This window comes from Achromobacter spanius (assembly GCF_029637605.1).
Classification (GTDB): domain Bacteria; phylum Pseudomonadota; class Gammaproteobacteria; order Burkholderiales; family Burkholderiaceae_B; genus Achromobacter; species Achromobacter spanius_E.
On sequence record NZ_CP121261.1, the window covers coordinates 5,111,253 to 5,131,321 of the forward strand.

The 20,069-nt window shown below is 65.2% G+C and carries 19 protein-coding genes; 13 read left to right on the top strand and 6 right to left on the bottom strand.

Going from position 1 to position 20,069, the window contains the following annotated elements; translation table 11 throughout:
• Positions 1-9: 9 nt before the first annotated feature.
• From P8T11_RS22780 to mpl, 6 genes are all read right to left on the bottom strand, one after another.
• Positions 10-1,107, bottom strand: a complete 1,098-nt coding sequence (locus P8T11_RS22780) for an ABC transporter substrate-binding protein (protein ID WP_268079889.1) — start codon at positions 1,105-1,107, stop codon at positions 10-12.
• Positions 1,108-1,215: 108 nt separating this feature from the next.
• On the bottom strand, positions 1,216-3,708 hold the full coding sequence (locus P8T11_RS22785; RefSeq protein ID WP_268079888.1) for a sensor histidine kinase: 2,493 nt from the start codon (positions 3,706-3,708) through the stop codon (positions 1,216-1,218).
• Positions 3,695-4,366 carry a response regulator transcription factor gene (locus P8T11_RS22790; RefSeq protein WP_268079887.1) on the bottom strand — a complete coding sequence of 224 codons (672 nt, stop codon included), beginning with the start codon at positions 4,364-4,366 and terminating at the stop codon, positions 3,695-3,697. Before P8T11_RS22790 ends, P8T11_RS22785 begins: the two co-directional genes overlap by 14 nt.
• 149 nt (positions 4,367-4,515) lie before the next feature.
• Complete coding sequence (locus P8T11_RS22795) at positions 4,516-6,411, bottom strand: ribonuclease catalytic domain-containing protein (protein WP_268079886.1); 1,896 nt, start codon at positions 6,409-6,411, stop codon at positions 4,516-4,518.
• Positions 6,412-6,488: 77 nt separating this feature from the next.
• Positions 6,489-7,091 (bottom strand): YqiA/YcfP family alpha/beta fold hydrolase, encoded by a 603-nt coding sequence (locus P8T11_RS22800; protein ID WP_268079885.1) that lies wholly within the window; start codon positions 7,089-7,091, stop codon positions 6,489-6,491.
• Positions 7,092-7,116: 25 nt separating this feature from the next.
• Positions 7,117-8,487, bottom strand: a complete 1,371-nt coding sequence (mpl, locus tag P8T11_RS22805) for a UDP-N-acetylmuramate:L-alanyl-gamma-D-glutamyl-meso-diaminopimelate ligase (RefSeq protein WP_268079884.1) — start codon at positions 8,485-8,487, stop codon at positions 7,117-7,119.
• 129 nt (positions 8,488-8,616) lie between these two features.
• On the opposite strand from mpl, the gene P8T11_RS22810 reads away from it, so the two are divergent.
• The 13 genes from P8T11_RS22810 to P8T11_RS22870 all read left to right on the top strand — a co-directional run bounded on the left by P8T11_RS22810 (position 8,617) and on the right by P8T11_RS22870 (position 20,043).
• Entirely contained in the window at positions 8,617-9,150 is a 534-nt protein-coding gene (locus tag P8T11_RS22810; protein WP_268079883.1) for a TlpA family protein disulfide reductase, read from the top strand.
• Between the two features lie 97 nt (positions 9,151-9,247).
• Positions 9,248-9,682 (top strand): type II 3-dehydroquinate dehydratase, encoded by a 435-nt coding sequence (aroQ, locus tag P8T11_RS22815; RefSeq protein WP_268079882.1) that lies wholly within the window; start codon positions 9,248-9,250, stop codon positions 9,680-9,682.
• Between the two features lie 90 nt (positions 9,683-9,772).
• Entirely contained in the window at positions 9,773-10,228 is a 456-nt protein-coding gene (gene accB / locus P8T11_RS22820; protein WP_100853223.1) for an acetyl-CoA carboxylase biotin carboxyl carrier protein, read from the top strand.
• A 9-nt stretch (positions 10,229-10,237) separates the two neighbouring features.
• Positions 10,238-11,584 (top strand): acetyl-CoA carboxylase biotin carboxylase subunit, encoded by a 1,347-nt coding sequence (gene accC / locus P8T11_RS22825; RefSeq protein ID WP_050447096.1) that lies wholly within the window; start codon positions 10,238-10,240, stop codon positions 11,582-11,584.
• A gap of 95 nt (positions 11,585-11,679) precedes the next feature.
• Positions 11,680-12,606, top strand: a complete 927-nt coding sequence (gene prmA / locus P8T11_RS22830; protein WP_268079881.1) for a 50S ribosomal protein L11 methyltransferase — start codon at positions 11,680-11,682, stop codon at positions 12,604-12,606.
• A 27-nt stretch (positions 12,607-12,633) separates the two neighbouring features.
• A complete protein-coding gene (locus P8T11_RS22835; protein WP_268079880.1) occupies positions 12,634-13,857 on the top strand; it encodes a DUF3426 domain-containing protein in 1,224 nt (407 codons plus the stop codon).
• A 12-nt stretch (positions 13,858-13,869) separates the two neighbouring features.
• Positions 13,870-14,811: a carbohydrate kinase family protein gene (locus P8T11_RS22840; RefSeq protein WP_268079879.1), complete on the top strand. Its 942-nt coding sequence runs from the start codon at positions 13,870-13,872 to the stop codon at positions 14,809-14,811.
• A gap of 204 nt (positions 14,812-15,015) precedes the next feature.
• The gene (locus P8T11_RS22845; RefSeq protein WP_050447100.1) at positions 15,016-15,519 is read left to right on the top strand and encodes a glycine zipper 2TM domain-containing protein; all 504 of its coding nucleotides are present in this window, start codon (positions 15,016-15,018) and stop codon (positions 15,517-15,519) included.
• Between the two features lie 372 nt (positions 15,520-15,891).
• A complete protein-coding gene (locus P8T11_RS22850; RefSeq protein ID WP_268079878.1) occupies positions 15,892-16,131 on the top strand; it encodes an acyl carrier protein in 240 nt (79 codons plus the stop codon).
• Entirely contained in the window at positions 16,109-17,296 is a 1,188-nt protein-coding gene (locus tag P8T11_RS22855) for a D-alanyl-lipoteichoic acid biosynthesis protein DltD (protein ID WP_268079877.1), read from the top strand. The genes P8T11_RS22850 and P8T11_RS22855 overlap by 23 nt, the downstream gene beginning before the upstream one ends.
• Entirely contained in the window at positions 17,293-17,445 is a 153-nt protein-coding gene (locus tag P8T11_RS22860; protein WP_268079876.1) for a hypothetical protein, read from the top strand. Before P8T11_RS22855 ends, P8T11_RS22860 begins: the two co-directional genes overlap by 4 nt.
• Positions 17,446-17,453: 8 nt before the next feature.
• On the top strand, positions 17,454-18,581 hold the full coding sequence (locus P8T11_RS22865) for an MBOAT family O-acyltransferase (RefSeq protein WP_268079875.1): 1,128 nt from the start codon (positions 17,454-17,456) through the stop codon (positions 18,579-18,581).
• A gap of 16 nt (positions 18,582-18,597) precedes the next feature.
• Positions 18,598-20,043 carry a D-alanine--poly(phosphoribitol) ligase gene (locus P8T11_RS22870; protein WP_268079874.1) on the top strand — a complete coding sequence of 482 codons (1,446 nt, stop codon included), beginning with the start codon at positions 18,598-18,600 and terminating at the stop codon, positions 20,041-20,043.
• Positions 20,044-20,069 lie beyond the last annotated feature (26 nt).

The window sequence follows — 20,069 nt, forward strand, 5'->3', positions numbered from 1 at the left end:
GCGCGGCCTTTACTTGCCGGCCGCGGCGCGCCAGTCCTTGATGAACTGCAGACGCTTGGTCTGTTCCAGGTAGTCCAGCAGCGTTTCGTTGACCGGAATCGGCTTGAGCGAAGCGCCCAGCTTCTTGGTCATGCCGTCCACGTCGTTGTCGCCGTCGATGTCGTCGCGCACCGACGCCAGGTCAGCCTGGTTGGCCATGATTTCCTGGCCCTTTTGCGACAGCAGGTAGTCCATCCACAGCTTGGCGGCGTTGCGGTGCTTGGCCTTCTTGCTGATGAAGGCCACGCGCGACAGCACCAGCGCGTAGTCGGTGGGGTAGGCCACGCCCAGCGACGGATCCGACTTGGCGCGCGTTTCGGCGTAGGAACCCAGGATGTTGTAGCCGATCAGGTTTTCGCCCGACGACACGCGCTCCATCATGGTGCCGGTGGATGACTGCACTACCAGGCCGCCCTTGGCGATGTCCTTGAGCGTGTCGAAATACTTGGGGTCGTTGACCTTGTCCTGCACGGCCAGCATGAAGCCCACGGCCGATTTTTCGATGTCGTAGGTGGTGACCTTGTTCTTGAATTTATCCGGCTGGCTGGCAATCAGCTTGGCCAGGGCGCCGTGCGTGGTCGGCACTTCGTTGGCGGCGATCAGGCGCTTGTTGTAGATGAACACGGCCGGCTCGTAGGTCGTGCCGTAGGCCGAATCCTTCCACACCGCCCAGCCCGGCAGCTTGCCGGCTTCGGGCGACTTGTATTGCAGCGCGTAGTCGCTGGCCAGCTTCAAGGCGGAATCCATGGACGAACTCCAGACGACGTCGCCGCTGCTGCCGCCCGCCGCCTGTTCGCTGATGTAGCGGTTGTAGAGCTCGGTGCTGTTCATGTCGTTGTATTCGACCTTGACGTCTGGATACAGCGCTTCGAAGCCCTTGATGATGGGGCCGGCGGCCTTGGTGTCGGTGGTCGAATAGATGACGACCTTGCCTTCCTTCTTGGCGCCGTCCAGGATTTTTTGATAGTCGGCCGGGTAACCCGCCGGCGCGGCCTGCGCGAAGGCGCTGCCGGTGGCGATGGCGAATGCAGCGGCGCAGGCGGCCGCCAGTTGGGACTTGGCAAGCATGATGGTTCGTCTCCGATTGGAATGGGTCTACAGCGGGATCTGGGTCCCGCCTGCGGCCATCTTAGGAGGCGGCGTCTGTCACCGTCCTGTCACGGCGGCGGCCGGTGGCTAGGGGTAAACCCGCTTCGGCGTATCGGTCACCAGGCGCACCCAGTTCTGCACGAAGCGTGAGTGCCGTCGCTGGTCCAGGCCCACCAGCAGCGCGGGGCTCAGCACCACGGGCTGCACGATGCCTTGCGAGCGTGCCAGCACGGCCTCGGACGTCCAGCGCCCGGGCGTGTCTTCCATGATGGACCCCAGCGCGGCATGGCTGGACGCCACCTGTTGGCCGGCCGGCGACAGCAGCCAGTCCACCAGCGCGCGCGCCAGGTCGGGGCTGGGCGCGCGCCGCGATATCAGCACCGAGCGCGCCAGCACCAGCACGTAATCCTGCGGAAAGACCACGCCGATCTTGCTGCCCGCGGCCTGGCGCGACAGCGCGTACGAGCCCAGCACGTTGTAGGCCAGGTCCAGTTCATCGTGTTCGATGGCGTCCAGGATCTGCGCGCTGGTGGGCGACAGGCGCACGCCCACCTGGCCCATCGCGTTGGCCAGGCCCCAGAAGTTGGACGAGACCAGTTCGTCCTGTTCGGCCAGCAAATAACCCAGGCTGCTGGTGGCGATGTCGTACGTGCCCACGCGGCCTTGCAGGCTGGCCTGCTCGCGTTCCAGCAGGCGCAGAATGTCCTGGCGCGAGCGCGGTACCGTCTCGTCGGTAAAGCGCTTGGGGTTGTAGACGATCACCGCGGGTTCGAACGTGAAGCCGTAGACCTCGTGGCGCCACACCGCCCACGAGGGCAGCTTGGACGCGTAGGGTGAGGTGTAGCTTTGCGCGTAGCCATCGTTGGCCAGGCGAATTTGCAGGTCGGACGCCGAACTCATCAGCACGTCTACCTGCGTCAGGCGCCCGTCGACGGTGGCCTCGTAAAGATCACGGCTGCTGATTTCGCGATACACGACGGTGACGTCGGGCCGTTGCGCCTGAAACCCCTGGATCAGCGGGGCGACAACCGGCGTGTCGGTTGGGCCCGCGATCACCAGCGTGCGCGACGTGGGCTGCGGGGCGGGGTAGCGGGTGACGATCTCGTGCAGGTCCGCCGCCTGCACGCGGTCGGGCGCGCCGGCCAGCAGCAGCAAGGCGGTGCACGCGGCGCCCAGCCATGTCATCAGGCCACGGCCGGCGGGTTGAGGCAGCAGCGGCAGAATGATGCGGGCCGACAGCCCGCCGCCCGGCCGGTCGTGCAGCCAGAGCGAACCGCCATGCGCCGTGGCCACCGACCGCACGATGGCCAGCCCCAAGCCGGAGCCCGGTTGCGATTCGCCCGCGCGGCCCCGGGTGAAGCGCTGCTGCACGGCTTCCTTTTCGTCGTCGGAAATGCCCGGCCCTCGGTCGGACACCGTCAGCGCCACGCGGAACCCGGCCACCGGTGTGGCCTGGATGTCCACCGTGCCGTCCGGCGCATAGCGCAGCGCGTTATCAACCAGGTTGCGCAGCATTTCGCGCAGCGCCACGCGGTCGCCTGACACGCGCGCGCGCCGCACCTCGGGGGCGATATCGATGCGCAGGCGTCGGGCTTCAAGCGGGCCGATGCGGCGGCGTGTTTCGTTGATGGTTTCCGCCACGCCCACCGGCTCGGGCGGGCCTTTGCCCAGCCGATGCGTGATGGTGGCGTCCATCAGCAATTGGTTGATCAGCTGGCTGGCGTGCGTGGCGTTCAGGTGGATGCGCGTGATGCGCTCGCGCAGCCGCTTGGGGTCGGTTTCGTCCAGTGCCACCTCGGCCTGCGCGCGCAACGACGCCAGCGGCGTGCGCACTTGATGCGTGGCATCGGCCACCAGCGTGTTCAGGGTGTCCATGATGACCGACAGGCGTTGCATGAAGGCGTTCAGCGCTTCGACCAGCCGCCGCACTTCGCGCGGCACCGGCGTGGTGACGGGGGTCAGGTCTTCGGGCGCGCGCGTGCGCAGTTCGCGTTCCAGCACGGCCAGCGGGGCGAATGCTCGCTGCACGCCGAACCACAGCAGGCCCAGCGCCACCAGGGACATGATCAGCAGCGGCAGCACGCCGCGCCCCAAAATTTCATCGGCCAAGGCCTGGCGTGAACCCAGCGTTTCCGCCACGCGCACCGTGACCCAACCGGCGTGCTGGCTGGCCGACACCAGGCGCCCCACGGTGGCCACGCGCACGGGTTCGTCGTGATACGTCACATAGGCGAATACCGGCGTGGCCGCCAGGGCCAGCGGCAGGTGGGGGGCCAGGTCGCCGTAACCGGTAATCAGGCGGCCGTTGGAGGTGCGGGCTTCGTAGAACACGCGCTCGCCGCTGGACAGCATGGCCAGGGATGACACGGGCGGTTCCACCGTCACGCCCTCGTCGTCGATCTGCACCGAGCCCGCGATCGTCAACGCGGACGCAGCCAGCAAACGGTCGAACGCCTGTTCGGCCGCGCGATGCGCGTAGCCCCGCAAGAAAAACACCAGGCCGATCAGCGCGCACGCCAACAGGGCGGCGCCCAGCGTGAAGACGCGGCGCCGGATCGAGGCGCTTTCAGGAATGCGCATGGCTGCGGGCCTGATAGCCAACGCCGCGCACGGTAACGATGTCGATCGACGCGCCCGCCAGCTTCTTGCGCAGCCGCGAAATCAACAGCTCCAGCGCGTTGAGCGAGCCGTCGTCCAGATCGAACAGCTGGTTCATCAGCCGTTCCTTGGCCACGGTCTGGCCAATGCGGCCCAACAGGATCTCCAGCAAGCGGAATTCGCGCCGGCCCAGTTCCAGCGGCGCGCCGGCAAGCGTGGCGCTGCGGCCGGCCAGGTCCAGGCCCAGGTTGCCGTAGGACGTGATGCTGCTGGTCTGCCCGGCAGGCCGCCGCATGAGCGCGCGCAGCCGGGCTTCGAGTTCGCGCAGGTCGAAGGGCTTGACCAGGTAGTCGTCGGCGCCCAGGTCCAGCATGTCGATCTTGTCTTCGATTTCCGCGCGCGCGGTCATGACCAGCACGGGGGCGTCGACCCCGGCGGCGCGCAGTTCCCGGATAACCAGGAACCCGTCCTTGCCAGGCAGGTTGATGTCCAGCACCAGCGCGTCCCAAGTCTCGTCCAGGCCCCAGCGCAAGGCGGCCACGCCGTCCCGCACCCATTGGACGCTATGGCCCGCGGACCGCAACTTGCTTTCCACGGCATCGCCCAGGTCAAGGTTGTCCTCGACCAGCAGAATGCGCATGTTTGTCTCCGTTGTTTTTGGGTTTTGTTTTTGTTTTTTTGTTTTGGTGTTGGTGCTTGGCTGGGGGGTGGGCTGGTGGAGGTTGTTTGATGGGTTGCGCGCGTTGGGCCGTGTTTCAGTAGCATGAAGCCGCGCGCGCTTCACCCATCCTACGTGCCAGTGGGGGGGAGTTCGCCTACGTAGCGGCAGTCTGGCTCCAGGGCTAGTTCGTCCATGCCGAGGATGTCGATTTCGACGGCGGTGCCGCGTTCCAGTTCTGGCATGCCGCCCACGCGGGTTACCAGCGGTGCGTTGGCGAAGCGGACCAGATCGTCGCGCAGCACATGCGCCACGGTGCGGGTCACGCCGTGCTGCTTGAGCCAGCGCAGGCACCAGTAGCGTTCCATGGCGCTTTGGAATTCGGCCCAGGCGGCGTACTGCGCGTCGAAGGCGCCGATGATGGCGAACAGGTCCGCGTCGCGCGGCTTGAACGGGGCCACCAGGCGCGCCGATACGCCGTGTTCCACCGCGGCGATCAACTGCCATTGGTTGACCAGGTCCACATAGCGGCGCAGCGGCGACGTGCTCCACGCATATTGCGGCACGCCGATCGCTTCGTGCGGCAGCGCCTGCGTGCTCATGCGCACGCGGCCCGCCTGCTGCGAACGGTAGATGCCCGGCACGCCATGCTGGTGCAGCAGGCCGCCCCACAGGTTGTTGGCCAGGATCATGTATTCAGCCACCATGCGGTCCAGCGGCGCGTTGCGCTGGCGCGGCACCAGGCGCACCGGGGTGTCCGGGTCGTCGGGGTTGCCGTCCAGGTAGAAGCTGTATTCCACGCGGGAATTGTTTTCGGGCTTGCCGCGCACGTTTTCGCGTTGCGCCGACAGCGCCTGCGCCAGCTTCCACAGCGGACGCAGCCAGTGGCCGTAAGGAATATCGGCAGACGGGTCGGCCAGGCTGGCTTCGGTGACCTGCGCGTCCAGCATGTTGTGGCGCAGGTTTTCGCGCACCACCACCCGTTCCAGGCGCGTCTCGGACTCAATGACTTCGCCCGTTTCAGGGTCGGCCACCACGTACAGCGACAGCACGGGCACTTCGCGGCCCGCGTCCAGCGAGAACGCCTTGATGACGTTGTCGGGCTGCATCGGGATCTTGTCGCCCGGCATGTAGACGGTGGACAGGCGCGCGCGCGCCAGCTTGTCGAATTCGCTGTCGCGGGTCACTGACAGACCGGGGGCGGCCACGTGCACGCCCACGCGCAGGCGCCCGTCGGGCAGCGTGGTGACGGACAGCGCGTCGTCGATCTCGGTGGTGGTGACGTCGTCCACCGAATAGATTTCGGCGTCCGACAGCGGCAGCTCGCGGTCGATGGGCGGCAGTTCCAGTTCGGGGAATTCCAGCCCGCGCGGGAAGTTCACCGCCAGGAAGCGACGCTTGTGCAGCGCCAGCGCATGCGGCCACGCGCCCAGTTCCAGCAGCAGGCGGTCGGGGCTCTTGCCCAGCTTGGCGCAGGCGGCGTCCAGCGCCTTCCATTGCTGCGAATTCTTGTCCGGACGGATCAACAGGGTTTCGGCAACTTGGGCAATGGGCTCGGGCAAGCGGCCCGCGGCCATCTCGTCGACCCATTCCTGTTGCTGCTCGGCCTGGCGCTGCTTCTTTTCCAGCGCGGCCAGCGCGGCGGCCAGGATGTCTGGCGGGGCGGGGCGGTAGCGGCCCTTGCCACGGCGGTGGAAATACGCGGGCGCGCTGTGCAGGCGCATCAGCAGCGCGGCGTGTTCCACGGGCGTGGGGGTGTGGCCAAAGTAGTCGGTCGCAAGCGCCGGTGTGTCGAATTCTTCCTGGGGGGCACATTCCCAAAGGAATTGCAGGTCCAGTTCTTCGGCGGCCGCGGCGGCCTGGCTCATCAGCGCCGCCGGTTCGGGCGACGCGAAATTGAACAGGGTGTTGGCGCGCTTGATTTTGCTGCGCTTGCCCGATTCCGACTCCACCTGCAGGCTGGCGTCGGTTTCGGACAGGATGTTGCCGGCCTTGAAGCTGCCGTCATCTTCGTAAAACACATACATGGTGGGGATCTTCCTGGGCGACGCGCACGCGCCGCCTTGCGCAGCTATATAGATAGAGTGTTGATGCCTGGTACTGATTATTGAGGGCGAACCTGCTTGCCGCCAAGGGCGAATTCAAGCACCTCGGGCATCCAACGTTCAAAATCGGACAAACCGTGGTCGCTGCCTTCGACGATACGCTGCTGGCAACCCAGGTAGCGATCGCGCATTTCACGCCAATCCAGCACCTCGTCGCCAGTTGCCGCCAGCAGGAAGTACCGGTCGGGCTGGGTGATACGAGGCACGTGGATGGCCGCCAATTCGGCCACATATTCGGGCAAAAAGACGAACGGCGCGTTGGAATGATACATGTGGTGCTCGCCCACCTGGGTGGCCAGGTCGCGCGCCGCCTCGACGGCGGGGTTCAACAGCACGGCCTTGCAGCCCAGTTGCTCGGCCAGCCAGGTGGCGTAGAAGCCGCCCAGCGATGAGCCGATCACGGTCAGCGCGCGGGGGCTGTCCGCGCCCTGCAATTGGCGTTGGGCAATGTCCATGCACAGCGCAATGGCTTGCCTGGGGCTGGCGGGTAGCTGCGGGCAGGCCCATAGCGCGGCCAGCCCGCGCTGGGCCATGGCGTCGGCCATCTGCCGGGCCTTGGTGGAGCTTGGCGAGGAACGAAAACCGTGCAGGTAGAGGATCATTTCGTGCTCGTCCAGGAGTGGGTATTCAGCCGCGCGCCCGCAGCGCATCCAGCAGTTTGCCGTGGACGCCGCCAAAGCCGCCGTTGCTCATGACCAGCACCTGGTCGCCGGGGCGGGCGGCGGCGGTCACGGCCGCGACCAGCGCGTCGATGTCATCGTAACTGGACGCCCGGTCGCCCAGCGGCGCCAGGACCTCGGCCGGGTTCCAGCCCAGGGCGTGCTTGCCACTGTGCGCGCCGAAGCAGAACACCAGGTCGGCGTCGGCCAGGGCATCGGGCAGGCGGGCGGCCATGGTGCCCAGCTTCATCGTGTTGGAGCGCGGTTCCAGCACCGCCAGGATGCGGGCCGATCCGACCTGCCGGCGCAGCCCTTCCAGCGTAGTGGCGATGGCGGTGGGGTGATGCGCGAAATCGTCGAACACCCTGACGCCGTTGACCGTGCCGCGCAACTCCATGCGGCGCTTCACGCCGGCAAAGCGGGTCAGGGCGGCGATGCCGTCGGCGGCCGCAACGCCAGCGTGTTCGGCGGCGGCCAGCGCGGCCAGGGCGTTCATGCGGTTGTGTTCGCCGCTCAGGTTCCAGCGCACGGTGCCGGCTTCGATGCCGTTGCGCAGCACGGCGAACGCGCCCGCATCATCGGGCGGCGATGCTTGCCAGGCGCCATCGGGGCCGAACGTGACGGTTTCAGACCAGCATCCGCGCGCAATCACACGGTCCAGCGCGTCGCAATGGGCGGGGCGCACGATGCGGCCGGATGCGGGGATGGTGCGCACCAGATGGTGGAATTGGGTTTCGATGGCCGCCAGATCGGGGAAGATGTCGGCGTGGTCGTATTCCAGATTGTTCAGGATGGCGGTGCGCGGGCGGTAATGGACAAACTTTGAGCGCTTGTCGAAGAAGGCCGTGTCGTATTCGTCCGCCTCGATCACGAAGGGACGGCGCGCGGGGTCGTAGCGGGCCGACACGTGCAGGTCCGCCGCCACGCCGCCGATCAGGAAGTTGGGCGCCAGGCCCGCGGCTTCCAATATCCAGGCCAGCATCGAGCTGGTGGTGGTCTTGCCGTGGGTGCCTGCCACCGCCAGCACGTGTGCGCCCGGCAGGATGTTGTCGCCCAGCCATTGCGGGCCGGACACGTAGCGCGCGCCGGATTCCAAAATGGCTTCCATCAGCGGGTTGCCGCGGCTGACCACGTTGCCGATCACGTACAGGTCGGGCGCAAGCGCCATCTGTTCGGGGCCAAAGCCTTCGATCAGATCGATGCCTTGTTCGGATAACTGGGTACTCATGGGCGGGTACACGCCCGCGTCGCAACCCGTGACCTTGTGGCCGGCGGCCCGCGCAATCAGCGCCAAGCCGCCCATGAACGTACCGCAGATGCCAAGTATGTGCAGGTGCATTGAAAACTCTCCTGTCCGGCATTGTATATATAGCGGTGAGTGGGGCGCCGAGCCGGGGGCTCCAAGCCGGGCACCACCCGGCCACGCCGCAACAACGCGCAAAACAGCAGCAGCGGTTATGATCGCGCCATGAATCGACGCCTACTTCTATCCGCCGGCGTGGCCGTGGCCGCCACGGTCGCGGGCGGCTACACCTTGCTGGGGCAAAAGTCCCGCACGTCTTCGGCACCGGCCGACGCCAGCGACCCCGTCGCCGGACTCATGCAAATGCAGTTGCCCGACCTGAACGGCGCGACGCAGTCGCTGGCCAACTGGAAAGGCCAGCCGATGGTGGTTAATTTCTGGGCAACCTGGTGCGCGCCCTGCGTGCGCGAAATGCCCGAACTGGATGCCCTGCAGAAAAAATACCCGCATGTACGCTTTGTCGGCATCGGCGTCGATTCCGCCGCCAACATGCAAAAATTTGTCGAGAAAGTGCAAGTTTCCTACCCGCTGTGGGTGATCGGGGCGGGCGCCATCGACACCTTGCGCAAACTGGGCAACCCCAGCGGCGGCCTGCCTTTTACCATCGTTTTCAATGCCGATGGCGGAATTAACCGGAAGATATTGGGTGAAATCCAACCAGATGACCTGAACAAAACCCTGTCGGGTTTGAAGGCATAAGTCTGTTGGACAAATAGTAGGAATTGGCGTAAAAAGCTGGTTTATCGGCTGTTTTGCCAGCAATTCCACCGTTGGCAATCCACTCATTGGCAAGCGCATGGCGCAAAACATACTGGTATTGCATGGCCCGAATCTGAACCTGCTTGGCACCCGGGAACCTCATATCTACGGCAGTCTGACGCTGCCCCAGATCAATGAGCGCCTGGAGCTGCTTGGCGGGGAACTGGGCGCCAGGCTGACTGCCTGGCAAGGCAATCACGAAGGTGCGCTGGTCGACCGCATTCAGGCGGCGCGGCAAGACGGCACGGACTTCATCATCATCAACGCGGCGGCTTATACGCACACCAGCGTCGCGATTCGCGATGCGCTGGCTGGGGTCGCGATCCCATTTATTGAAGTACATTTGTCCAATCTGTATAAGCGAGAGCCCTTCAGGCATCACTCTTATCTGTCCGACTTGGCGATAGGCCTTATCACCGGCCTGGGCGCGGACGGCTACGAGGCGGCTCTGCGTTACGCAGTGCGGCACTGATCTCGCACCAAACTCACGGCTTTTACATCTTATACACGGCGCGGACCCCACGCTGGGACGCCGCCGACACTATCTCGGGAAGCAGCTTCTATGGACCTTCGAAAACTCAAAACCCTGATCGACCTGGTGGCTGAATCGGGTATCGCCGAGCTGGAAATCACCGAAGGCGAAGGCAAGGTACGCATCGTCAAGTTCTCGCAAACCTTGCAGCCGGTGGCTTACCACCAGCCCGAAGCCGGCGCGCACGCCGCGCCCGTCGCCCAGGCCGCCGCGCCTGCCGCGCCGGCCGCCGAAGCCGCCCCGGTCATTCAGGGCCATGTCGTGAAGGCGCCGATGGTTGGCACGTTCTACCGTTCGCCGAACCCGGGCGCCGCCCCGTTCATCGACGTGGGCGCCACCGTCAAGGAAGGCGATCCGCTGTGCATCATTGAAGCCATGAAGCTGCTCAATGAAATCGAAGCCGACAAGTCCGGCGTCATCAAAGAAATCCTGGTCGAAAATGGTGAGCCCGTCGAGTACGGTCAACCCCTGTTCGTCATTGGCTGATAGCTGAAAATGTTCGAAAAAATCCTGATCGCCAATCGGGGCGAAATCGCCCTGCGCATTCAGCGCGCTTGCCGTGAGCTGGGCATTAAAACCGTGGTCGTGCACTCCGAGGCTGACCGCGAGGCCAAGTACGTGCGCCTGGCCGATGAATCCGTGTGCATCGGGCCCGCGCCGTCGCGTGACAGCTACCTGAACATGCCGGCCATCATTTCGGCTGCCGAAGTGACGGATTCCGAGGCAATCCACCCGGGTTACGGGTTCTTGTCCGAAAATGCCGACTTCGCCGATCGCGTCGAAAAGAGTGGCTTCGTCTTCATCGGCCCGCGTCCCGACACCATTCGCCTGATGGGCGACAAGGTCAGCGCCAAGCGCGCCATGATCGAAGCGGGCGTGCCGGTGGTGCCGGGTTCCGAGGGCGCGTTGCCCGAAGATCCGCAGGAAATCATCCGCATTGCGCGCGAAGTCGGTTATCCGGTCATCATCAAGGCGGCAGGCGGCGGCGGTGGCCGTGGCATGCGCGTGGTGTACACCGAGGCCGCGCTCTTGAACGCCGTCACCATGACGCGTTCGGAAGCAGGCGCCGCGTTCAACAACCCGGAAGTCTATATGGAGAAGTTCCTTGAGAACCCTCGCCATGTGGAAATCCAGGTGCTGGCCGATGGCGGCCGCAACGCCGTCTGGTTGGGCGAACGCGACTGCTCCATGCAGCGCCGCCACCAGAAAGTCATTGAAGAAGCGCCGGCTCCCGGTATCGCCCGTCGCGCCATCGAGCGCATTGGCGACCGTTGCGCCGACGCTTGCCGCAAGATGGGCTACCGTGGCGCGGGCACGTTCGAATTCCTGTTTGAAAACGGCGAGTTCTATTTCATTGAAATGAACACCCGTATCCAGGTCGAACACCCGGTCACCGAGCTGATCACCGGCATTGACCTCGTGCAGCAGCAGATCCTGATCGCCGCGGGCGAAAAGTTCACGCTGCGCCAGCGCGACATTACGTTCAAGGGCCATGCGATCGAATGCCGCATCAACGCGGAAGATCCTTTCCGCTTTGTGCCCAGCCCCGGCCGCATCACCAACTGGCATACGCCGGGCGGTCCTGGCGTGCGTATCGATTCGCATGCCTACAACAGCTATTTCGTGCCGCCCAACTACGATTCGATGATCGCCAAGGTCATCACGTATGGCGATACGCGCGATCAAGCCCTGGCCCGCATGCGCATTGCGCTGTCGGAAATGGTGGTGGAAGGCATTTCCACCAACATCCCGCTGCATCGTGAATTGCTGCAAGACGCTCGCTTCATCGAAGGCGGCACCAGCATCCACTATCTGGAAAACAAGTTGGCTCAGCGCCCCTGACCGACTACCCCGGGGCCTCACGGCCCCTTTTTACGTTTATGGTCTATCGGGCCGCGGCGCGAGCCGTGGCCCGATGGCCAGATGGAAGAATAATCATGCGTGAACTCGTGCTCTATTGCCTGGAGGCGCAGGCCGAAGCCCTGTCGGATGCGTTGCTGGAAGCGGGCGTGCTGTCGGTATCCGTGGAAGACGCCGACTTCGGCACCGATGACGAACGCCCCTTGTTCGGCGAACCCGGCACCGAGCCCGACATCCAAGCCTGGGACCGCAACCGCGTCGTTGCCTTGCTGCCCGATGGCGCCGACCCCACGCAGATCATGGAAGAGGCCGCCTCGGCCGGTGAACTGGACCCCGCGCTGTTTGCCGGCTGGACGCTGCGCGACGTGCCGGACGCCGACTGGGTGCGCCTGACGCAATCGCAGTTTGGCCCCATCCATATTGCCGAGCGCCTGTGGATCGTGCCCAGTTGGCACCGCGACAACCCCGATGTGCCCGGCCTGGACCCGGCCGCCGCCGAAGACGGCGCCATCCATATCGAACTGGACCCCGGCCTGGCCTTCGGTACCGGCAGCCATCCCACGACGCATCTCTGCCTGGCCTGGCTGGAAGCCGAAATGCCCACGGGCGCCACGCTGCTGGACTACGGCTGCGGCTCGGGCATTCTGGCCATTGCCGCGCGCAAGCTGGGCGCCGGCCCGACGTTGGCCGTGGACATCGACGCGCAGGCGGTGCAAAGCACGGCCTACAACGCCGAGGTCAACCACGTCGAATTGCAAGCCATGCTGCCCGACGCGCTGGCTGACGGCACCTTCCAGGTGGTGGTTGCCAACATCCTGTCCAATCCGCTGAAGGTGTTGGCGCCCATGTTGGCGGGCCGCGTTGCATCTGGCGGCCATTTGGTGCTGTCCGGCGTGCTGGAGCGTCAGGCCGAGGAAGTGGCCGCGGCTTACGCGCCCTGGCTTGCCATGTCGGTCTGGCGTGCCCGCGACGGCTGGGTATGCCTGCACGGCCAGAAGGCCTGAGTTGCCGGATCGGCAGGATTGCATCACATGGCTCTGACCACCCGCTGCCCGCAGTGCGGCACCACGTTCAAGGTGGTGCCTGACCAGCTCCGCGTTCGCAATGGCCTGGTGCGCTGCGGCGCCTGCTCAACCGTCTTCGACGGCCGCGCCTGCCTGCTGCCTGAGCCCGGATCGCGGGCGCCCGTCGCGCCGGCCGTGCCGCCCGTGCCTTCTTCAGCAGCGGCCGCCGCCGCGCCAGTCCTGGCGCCGACGCTGGCGCGCCCGTCAGCCGAGCCGCGCCAGACGCCGCCCTGGGAAGACGAACCCGCCGCGCCACAGTCCGCGCCCGTCGCACCCGTCGCACCCGTCGCACCCGTCGCGCCAACCGTACGTGCCGAACCCGTGATCTCGCCATTGGCCACGCCCGCAACTCCGCCGGCGGTGCTGCGTGGGCGTGATGCGATACGCCGCCCCGTGGAGCCCGAGGACACCCTGCCGGAAGACGAGCCCGACGACGATCGCGACCTGGAAGACGAAGTCCGTGAAGCGCCGCATGGCCATGGCTACACCCACCGCGACCAGCCGATCATCGCGTCTCGCGACAACGAACCGATCATCAAGTGGAACGACCGCGACGCGCCCGATGATGACGACGACCTCGACCTGGACGACGACCGTGAGCCCGTGCTGGGCGAAGCGCGCACCCGCTATTCCAGCGCCACCGACGTCGGCCGCGCACCGCCCGAGTTCCTGGATCAGGACCGCAGCGAACGCCGGGGCCTGATGCGCAAGATCTGGGGCGCTGCCTGCCTGCTGGGTCTGATCGCCTTGGGCCTGCAACTGGTTTACGTCTACCGCACCGACATCGCCAATTCCGCGCCCGCCTTGCGCCCGGTGCTGGAAACCGTTTGCCAGCCGCTGGGCTGCACCGTGGGCTATGCGCGTCGCCTGGAACGCATCGCCATTTCTTCGTCGTCGCTACAGCCGCCCACGGGCGCCGCCGCGATCGACGACGGCCGTAGCCGGCTGGTGTTGAATCTGGTGCTGCGCAACCGCTACGACAAGCCGCAGCACTGGCCCGCGCTAGTGCTGGACCTGACGGACCTGTCCGACACGGTGGTCGTGCGCAAGGTGCTCAAGCCCGAAGACTATCTGACGCCCGAACAACTGCGCGGGCCCTTCGCCCCGGCGGGCGAGGTCAAAATTTCAGTGCCCATTGAAGTGACCGGCGTTCAGGTCAATGGCTACCAACTTGATAAGTTCTTTCCTTAAAGGATGACACGCATGGCAACCCCCGTCCTGGTTTGCGGTTCGATGGCGTTCGACACGATCGCCGTGTTCGAAGGCCGCTTCAAAGAGCACATTCTTGCCGACCGTATCCAATCGTTGAGCGTGTCCTTCCTGGTGCCCAGCATGCGCAAGGAATACGGCGGCTGCTCCGGCAACATTGCCTACAACATGAATCTGCTGGGCGGCAAACCGGTGCCCGTGGCCACCGTGGGTGAAGACGCCGGCGAATACATGGAGCGCCTGTCGGGCCTGGGCATCGACACGTCCCGCGTCAAGGTGGTGCCTGGCACGTTCACCGCGCAGTGCTTCATCACGACCGACCTGGACGACAACCAGATCACCGCGTTCCACCCGGGCGCCATGTCGTTCGCGGCGGACAACGACCTGAGCGACGCGGACGCGGCCTGGGCCATCGTGGCGCCGGACGCCAAGGAAGGCATGTTCGCCCACGCGGAACGTCTGCACCAGCGTGGCATTCCCTTCATTTTCGATCTGGGCCAGGCCATGCCCTTGTTCGACGGCGCCGACCTCGAACGCATGCTGAAGATGGCGCAGGCCTTGACCGTGAATGATTACGAAGCGGGCGTCGTCGAGCAGCGCACCGGCCGCAGCATGGCCGACATTGCCCAGACGCTGCAAGCCGTGGTGGTGACGCGCGGCGCGGAAGGCGCCACGCTGATGACCGGCGGCAAGACCCTCTCCATCGCGCCCGTGAAGGCGACGCAGGTCGTGGACCCGACGGGTTGCGGCGACGCGCAGCGCGGCGGCCTGCTCTACGGCTTGACCAGTGGCTGGAACTGGGAAGACAGTTGCCGCCTGGGCAACGTCATGGGCGCCCTCAAGATTGCCTCGCGCGGGCCGCAGAACCACACGCCGTCGCGCGCCGACATCGACGCGGTGCTGCACGCCACCTACGGCATCCACCTGCCGGCGTGAACCCTGGGCTGCGCGGGAACTGCCTCGCGGCGGCACGGTCGAACGGTCGTCCAAACGTCTGATGCGGTGGCGCCATCGCCACCGCTTTCAGCCGATGTTTTCTGGCTTTGGCCGTGAGTTTCAGTGTGTTGCAGCCGAGCCTGGCCAAGATGGCGGGCGCGGTATGATCAACGTTCGTCGGCAGTCCCCGATCGAGGAGTCCAAATGAACCAAAGCAAATCTCTTTCCCTGGTAACGCCGCGTACTGGCCGGTGGCTGGCCGTTGCGGCCGTCGTGACGTCGATGGCAGTCTTGGGCGGCTGCGCCAACCCCAGCGCATCCAGCGGGGTTTATAGCTACGACCAAGCCCAGCGCGAACAGATCGTTCGCACGGGCACCGTCACGGGGGTGCGCCCCATCGTGATCCAGAATGACAAGTCCAGCGGTGTTGGCATGTTGGCCGGCGGTGCGCTGGGCGGCGTGGCCGGCAACGCCGTCGGCGGCGGCACGGGCCGCACCATCGCCACCGTGGGCGGCGCCATCCTGGGCGCCCTGGCGGGTAACGCCGTGGAAAACCGGGTCGGCAAGAATTCCGGCTACGAAATCACGGTGCGCCTGGACAATGGCGAAACCCGCGTCGTGGCGCAGGAAGCGGACTTGCCCATCAGCGTGGGCCAGCGCGTGCAAGTCATCAGCGGCGCAGGCCCAACGCGCGTTACCCCGATGTAATTCAAAAGCCCGCGCAAGCGGGCTTTTCAAATGCCGCGCCAAGGCGCGCGCAGGCCCCTTTGATGGGGCCATTTTTTTGCCCAAAGGTCGCTCGGTCGCAACGCGGCCTCCCAGGATTTACCCGCAGGCGCCGCCTTTCCCAGCCTTTTCCCGCCATCAAAGCCAAAAGTTCGATGTCGATTCGACGATCGAAGTGCAATGATTGCGCCTGCAAACGAGGCTAAACGCGGTTTTTGATGTAACCGAGCGTATCTCGGCGTCATTCTGAATGGCTCAATTCCGTCAGTTGAGCTTCAGCTTCTTTCTATATCCTCAAGCCCCTGAATCCCTGCAAGCGGAGGTGGTTTGCCGACGAGGCGCCCCGCACCCCTTATGTATACCGAGCAAGAACTCCACACCAAGATCGGCGATATTGTTGAGTCGATCGTCATGAAGAAAGTCACCCCCGACACGCAATTGATCGCCTCCGGCCTGGTGGATTCCCTGGCGGCCGTGGACATCACGCTGGCGGTGGAATCGGAATACGGTTGCAGCATCCCCGCTCCTGAAATCGCGGAAATCCTGCAGTCGGTTCGCTCGCTAGCCGGCTATGTTGCTGCCCATTCTGCGTAACACGCGCCTGCTGTCCCACGTCGCGGCCGCCGCGACGGCGGTCGCACTGGCGGTGGGGGCGTATTGCGGAATGGACGATCTGCTCGGCCGCATCGTGACGCCCACTGCCGTCGCCGTGCCTGCCACGGCCGGCCAGAACAACTACCTGCCCAATCTGGGACCAGACTGGGGCACTCAGCACGTCAACCTGAATCGCCTGGGCAACGCGCTAAGCGACGGCACGCTGGTCGTGCTGGGCTCGTCCGAGCTGTCCAGCCACGACCTGCGTTTCGTTCCCTACCGCTTCTTTCCCGAAAAACTGAAGATGCCGACGCTGGCCTATGGCCACGCCATGTTCCAGTCTTATGGGATTGTCAGCGTGCTGGAATCCGTGGCGGATTCGCTGACGCCGAACACGCGGCTGGTGATCATGGTGTCGCCCGCGTGGTTCGCCTCGGGCGGCCAGTTGCCGCGCAGCGCGTTCGCCGAGCACGTGACCGGCCCGGTCTGGGACCGCCTGTGGGACCAGCCCAGCACGCGCGAGCAGATGCAGACCTGGATCACCGACAACGCGAATTGGGGTCTGCTCTGGCTGATTGCCAACGGCCAGGCGTCCGAGCTGAAAGACAAGCTGGCGCTGTGGTGGCATGCCCGCCAGGAACCCGCGCCCGACCGTCCGCGCACCAAGCTGTCCGTGCCCGCGCATCGTTTCGTGTCCTGGCCGTCTGCCGCGCGCTTGAATGAAGGGCAGTGGGGGCGGCTGACGCATCAGGCGCGCGAGGTGGAACACACGCTGGGCGGCCACAACCCCTACGACGTGCGCGACGACTACTACAAGCAGTACCTGGCGCCGCTGTACTCGCCGGCCCGCAACGAGTTCGCCGACGTAGACCCCATCACCCGCACCGAGCTGGGCGATCTGTCGCGCGTCATGGCCTTGCTGCAAAAGCGCAAGGTGAAGGCCTACTTCGTCATCCAGCCGTTCAACCCCAAGCTCATCCTGGACGTCGAGCGCTTTGACCCGGTGGTGGCCGCCATCACGGGCATGTGCACGCGCTACCGGATGGGTTGCCTGGACCTTTACAGCATCCCGTTCGAACCGGGCATGCTGCGCGACGACATGCACCTGGCCGAGCTGGGCTGGGCCATGGCGGACCAAGGTATTGCGGAGTACTTCTCCCGATGAAATTCTTTCGCAAAGACGGCCCCGGACGCCGCTTTTTATGGCATTTGTGCCTGTACATCGGGGTCATCCTCGTCTTTGTGCTGCAGGCACAGCCCACCACGGGCAGCGGCGGACCGATCAAGGTCGAATTCCAGTACCAGCAGTTCTGACCCGCGCCATGGAATTGTTCGCAAGCTTGAGCTTTTTTGGCGGCGCGCTGTGCGGCGGCCTGGGTCTGTTGGCGTATCGCTCGTTCGGGATGCCGTTTCGCATCGGCTATCGCCACGTCATCGGGGTGATCTGCCTGGGTGTCTGGATGGCAGTGTTCTGGGCGCGCCCCTATCAACCCATTGCGCTGCTGGCCATTTCGGGCAGCGCCTTGTGGGCCATGCGCCGCGGCTATATCCCCTCCTGGCTGGCCGTCATCATCACCATGACGCCGCTGCTGCTGGTGAAGACCGGCGTGTCGCACCTGGGCGCCATGCTGGGCCTGTCGTTCGCCACCTTCCGCGCCATCGATGTGCTGCTGTTCGCGCAACGCAACGAGCGCGTGTCGCCGCTGGACTACTTCATCTACCTGTTCTTCCCGCTGACGCTATTGGCCGGCCCCATGTACCGCTGGCGCAATTTCCAGGCGGATCTCAAGCGCGGCTATGAAGGCGTGAACCTGAACACCTGGCTGACCGGGCTGGAACTGATCATGCTGGGCGTGATCCAGAAGTTTGGCCTGGCTGAGCTGATCTGGCGCTATGGCTTGGCCACGCTGGACGCACACGACTATTCATTCACGGGCGTAGTGCTGAACGCCTCGCTGTACAGCGCGTATCTGTTCTTCGATTTCGCCGGCTATTCGACGATGGCAATCGGCATCGGCATGCTGTTCGGCTTCACCTTGCCGATCAACTTCCGCAATCCCCTGGCCACGCTGAACCCGCAGGACTTCTGGCGCCGCTGGCACATCAGCCTGTCGGAGTGGTTGCGCGATGTGGTGTTCATGCCGATCTACAAGGCGTTGAGCAAGACCAAATTCTTCGGGCGCCATCGCATGGCGGCGCAGAACATCGGCATCTTCGCCACGCTGCTGGCCATGGGCGTGTGGAACGGCTTGTCGCTGCATTACATCGTCAGTGGGCTGATGTTCGGCGCGTATTCGGTGGGCCACAACCTGCTGATCAACGCGGCGCGCACGCGGCCCGCCTTGCAGTCCACGTTGGCGCATCCGGTGATGCGGTTCCTGGGCCGTGTGCTTACCTTGATTCTGGCCGCGCTGGCGCTGTACGTGTTCAGCGGCCGCAGCCCCCTCTGACGCCGGGAGTGTTGGCATGCGTTTTGACCTGAAAACGTTCCAGTTCGTTGATACCGGAATGTCGCCCGACGCCTTGGCCGTCGGCGCCGTCGACCGTTCTTTGAGCTGGGCGCAGTTGCGTGCCGAGGCGCATGCCTGGGCGGAGAACGCGCGCAAGCATGGCGCGGCCCCGGATGTGCCGGTGGCCATTTACGGCCACAAAGAAGCGTCGTTCTTCGTCGCCATGGTGGGCGCACTGCTGATCGGCGCGCCGTTCGTGCCGGTAGACACCATCTACCCGGTGGAGCGTCTGCGCCGCATTGTCGAGATTGTTTGCGCCGCGGCCGTCTACGATGCCGCCGCCGGCACGTTCACCCAAGGGGAAGGCGCGGTGCTTGCCGAGCGCGGCCTGGCCTACGTCATGTTCACCTCGGGCAGCACGGGCGACCCCAAGGGCGTGCAGATCGGCCGCGAAAGCGTGGGCCTGCTGGGCGACTGGATGCAGGGCAGCTTTGGCTTGGGCGAGGCGCCGGTGTTCATGAACCAGGCGCCGTTCAGCTTCGACCTGTCCATGTACGAGGTCTTCGGCACCCTGGCTTCGGGCGGCGCCTGCTTGTTGAACGCACGCGAGCAGATCGCGGCGGCGGGCACGTGGATGGCGCGCCTGGCGCAACATGAGGTCACGGTGTGGGTGTCGACCCCGTCGTTCGCCCACCAGCAGTTGGCCAACCGGGATTTTTCCCCCGCCACCTTGCCGGCGCTGCGCACCTTCCTGTTCTGCGGCGAGCCGCTGCCGACGGCCTTGGCGAAGAAGCTGCGCCAGCGCTTCCACGGTGCCGTCATCCTGAACACGTATGGCCCCACGGAAGCCACCGTGGCCACCACCTGGATCGAAGTCACCGACGCGGTGCTGGCGGCCCACGACCCGCTGCCGGTGGGGCACGCCAAGCCGGATAGCCTGTTGATCGTGGACGAAGGCGAGATCTGCATCGTGGGCGACCACGTCATGCGCGGCTACCTGAACCGCCCCGATCTGAACGACGCCAAGCTCTACACCCATGAAGATGGCCGCCGCGCTTTCCGCACGGGCGACCTTGGCGCGATGGAAGAGGGCGGTTTGCTGTTCTGTCGAGGCCGCATGGATGACCAGATCAAGCTGAACGGCTATCGCATCGAACTGGCGGAAATCGACGAGGCGCTGCACGGTCTGCCCGGGGTAGAGGGAGGCGCCTGCGCGGTGCTGCGCCGTCCCGATGGCACGGCGGTGCGTCTGATTGGTTTTGTGGCGTGCGTGGCGCGGGAGCCGGATGCGCGCTTTCTGGCGCCCGATGCGCTGGCCGATTGCAAAGCGCGGCTGGCCCAGCGCCTGCCGCCCTATATGGTGCCGTCGGAATTGGTGGCTTGCCCGGCATTGCCCATGTCGAACAACCACAAGATCGACCGCAAGAAGCTGGTCGAGATCTACGCCGGGATTCCGGCGTAGCGGAAAAAAGAACGGGGCGCGATGCC

Coding starts and splice junctions, on each gene's coding strand:
- P8T11_RS22780 (WP_268079889.1), bottom strand. CDS start 1,107: ATGCTTGCCAAGTCCCAACTGGCGGCCGCCTGCGCCGCTGCATTCGCC.
- P8T11_RS22785 (WP_268079888.1), bottom strand. CDS start 3,708: ATGCGCATTCCTGAAAGCGCCTCGATCCGGCGCCGCGTCTTCACGCTG.
- P8T11_RS22790 (WP_268079887.1), bottom strand. CDS start 4,366: ATGCGCATTCTGCTGGTCGAGGACAACCTTGACCTGGGCGATGCCGTG.
- P8T11_RS22795 (WP_268079886.1), bottom strand. CDS start 6,411: ATGTATGTGTTTTACGAAGATGACGGCAGCTTCAAGGCCGGCAACATC.
- P8T11_RS22800 (WP_268079885.1), bottom strand. CDS start 7,091: ATGATCCTCTACCTGCACGGTTTTCGTTCCTCGCCAAGCTCCACCAAG.
- mpl (WP_268079884.1), bottom strand. CDS start 8,487: ATGCACCTGCACATACTTGGCATCTGCGGTACGTTCATGGGCGGCTTG.
- P8T11_RS22810 (WP_268079883.1), top strand. CDS start 8,617: ATGAATCGACGCCTACTTCTATCCGCCGGCGTGGCCGTGGCCGCCACG.
- aroQ (WP_268079882.1), top strand. CDS start 9,248: ATGGCGCAAAACATACTGGTATTGCATGGCCCGAATCTGAACCTGCTT.
- accB (WP_100853223.1), top strand. CDS start 9,773: ATGGACCTTCGAAAACTCAAAACCCTGATCGACCTGGTGGCTGAATCG.
- accC (WP_050447096.1), top strand. CDS start 10,238: ATGTTCGAAAAAATCCTGATCGCCAATCGGGGCGAAATCGCCCTGCGC.
- prmA (WP_268079881.1), top strand. CDS start 11,680: ATGCGTGAACTCGTGCTCTATTGCCTGGAGGCGCAGGCCGAAGCCCTG.
- P8T11_RS22835 (WP_268079880.1), top strand. CDS start 12,634: ATGGCTCTGACCACCCGCTGCCCGCAGTGCGGCACCACGTTCAAGGTG.
- P8T11_RS22840 (WP_268079879.1), top strand. CDS start 13,870: ATGGCAACCCCCGTCCTGGTTTGCGGTTCGATGGCGTTCGACACGATC.
- P8T11_RS22845 (WP_050447100.1), top strand. CDS start 15,016: ATGAACCAAAGCAAATCTCTTTCCCTGGTAACGCCGCGTACTGGCCGG.
- P8T11_RS22850 (WP_268079878.1), top strand. CDS start 15,892: ATGTATACCGAGCAAGAACTCCACACCAAGATCGGCGATATTGTTGAG.
- P8T11_RS22855 (WP_268079877.1), top strand. CDS start 16,109: ATGTTGCTGCCCATTCTGCGTAACACGCGCCTGCTGTCCCACGTCGCG.
- P8T11_RS22860 (WP_268079876.1), top strand. CDS start 17,293: ATGAAATTCTTTCGCAAAGACGGCCCCGGACGCCGCTTTTTATGGCAT.
- P8T11_RS22865 (WP_268079875.1), top strand. CDS start 17,454: ATGGAATTGTTCGCAAGCTTGAGCTTTTTTGGCGGCGCGCTGTGCGGC.
- P8T11_RS22870 (WP_268079874.1), top strand. CDS start 18,598: ATGCGTTTTGACCTGAAAACGTTCCAGTTCGTTGATACCGGAATGTCG.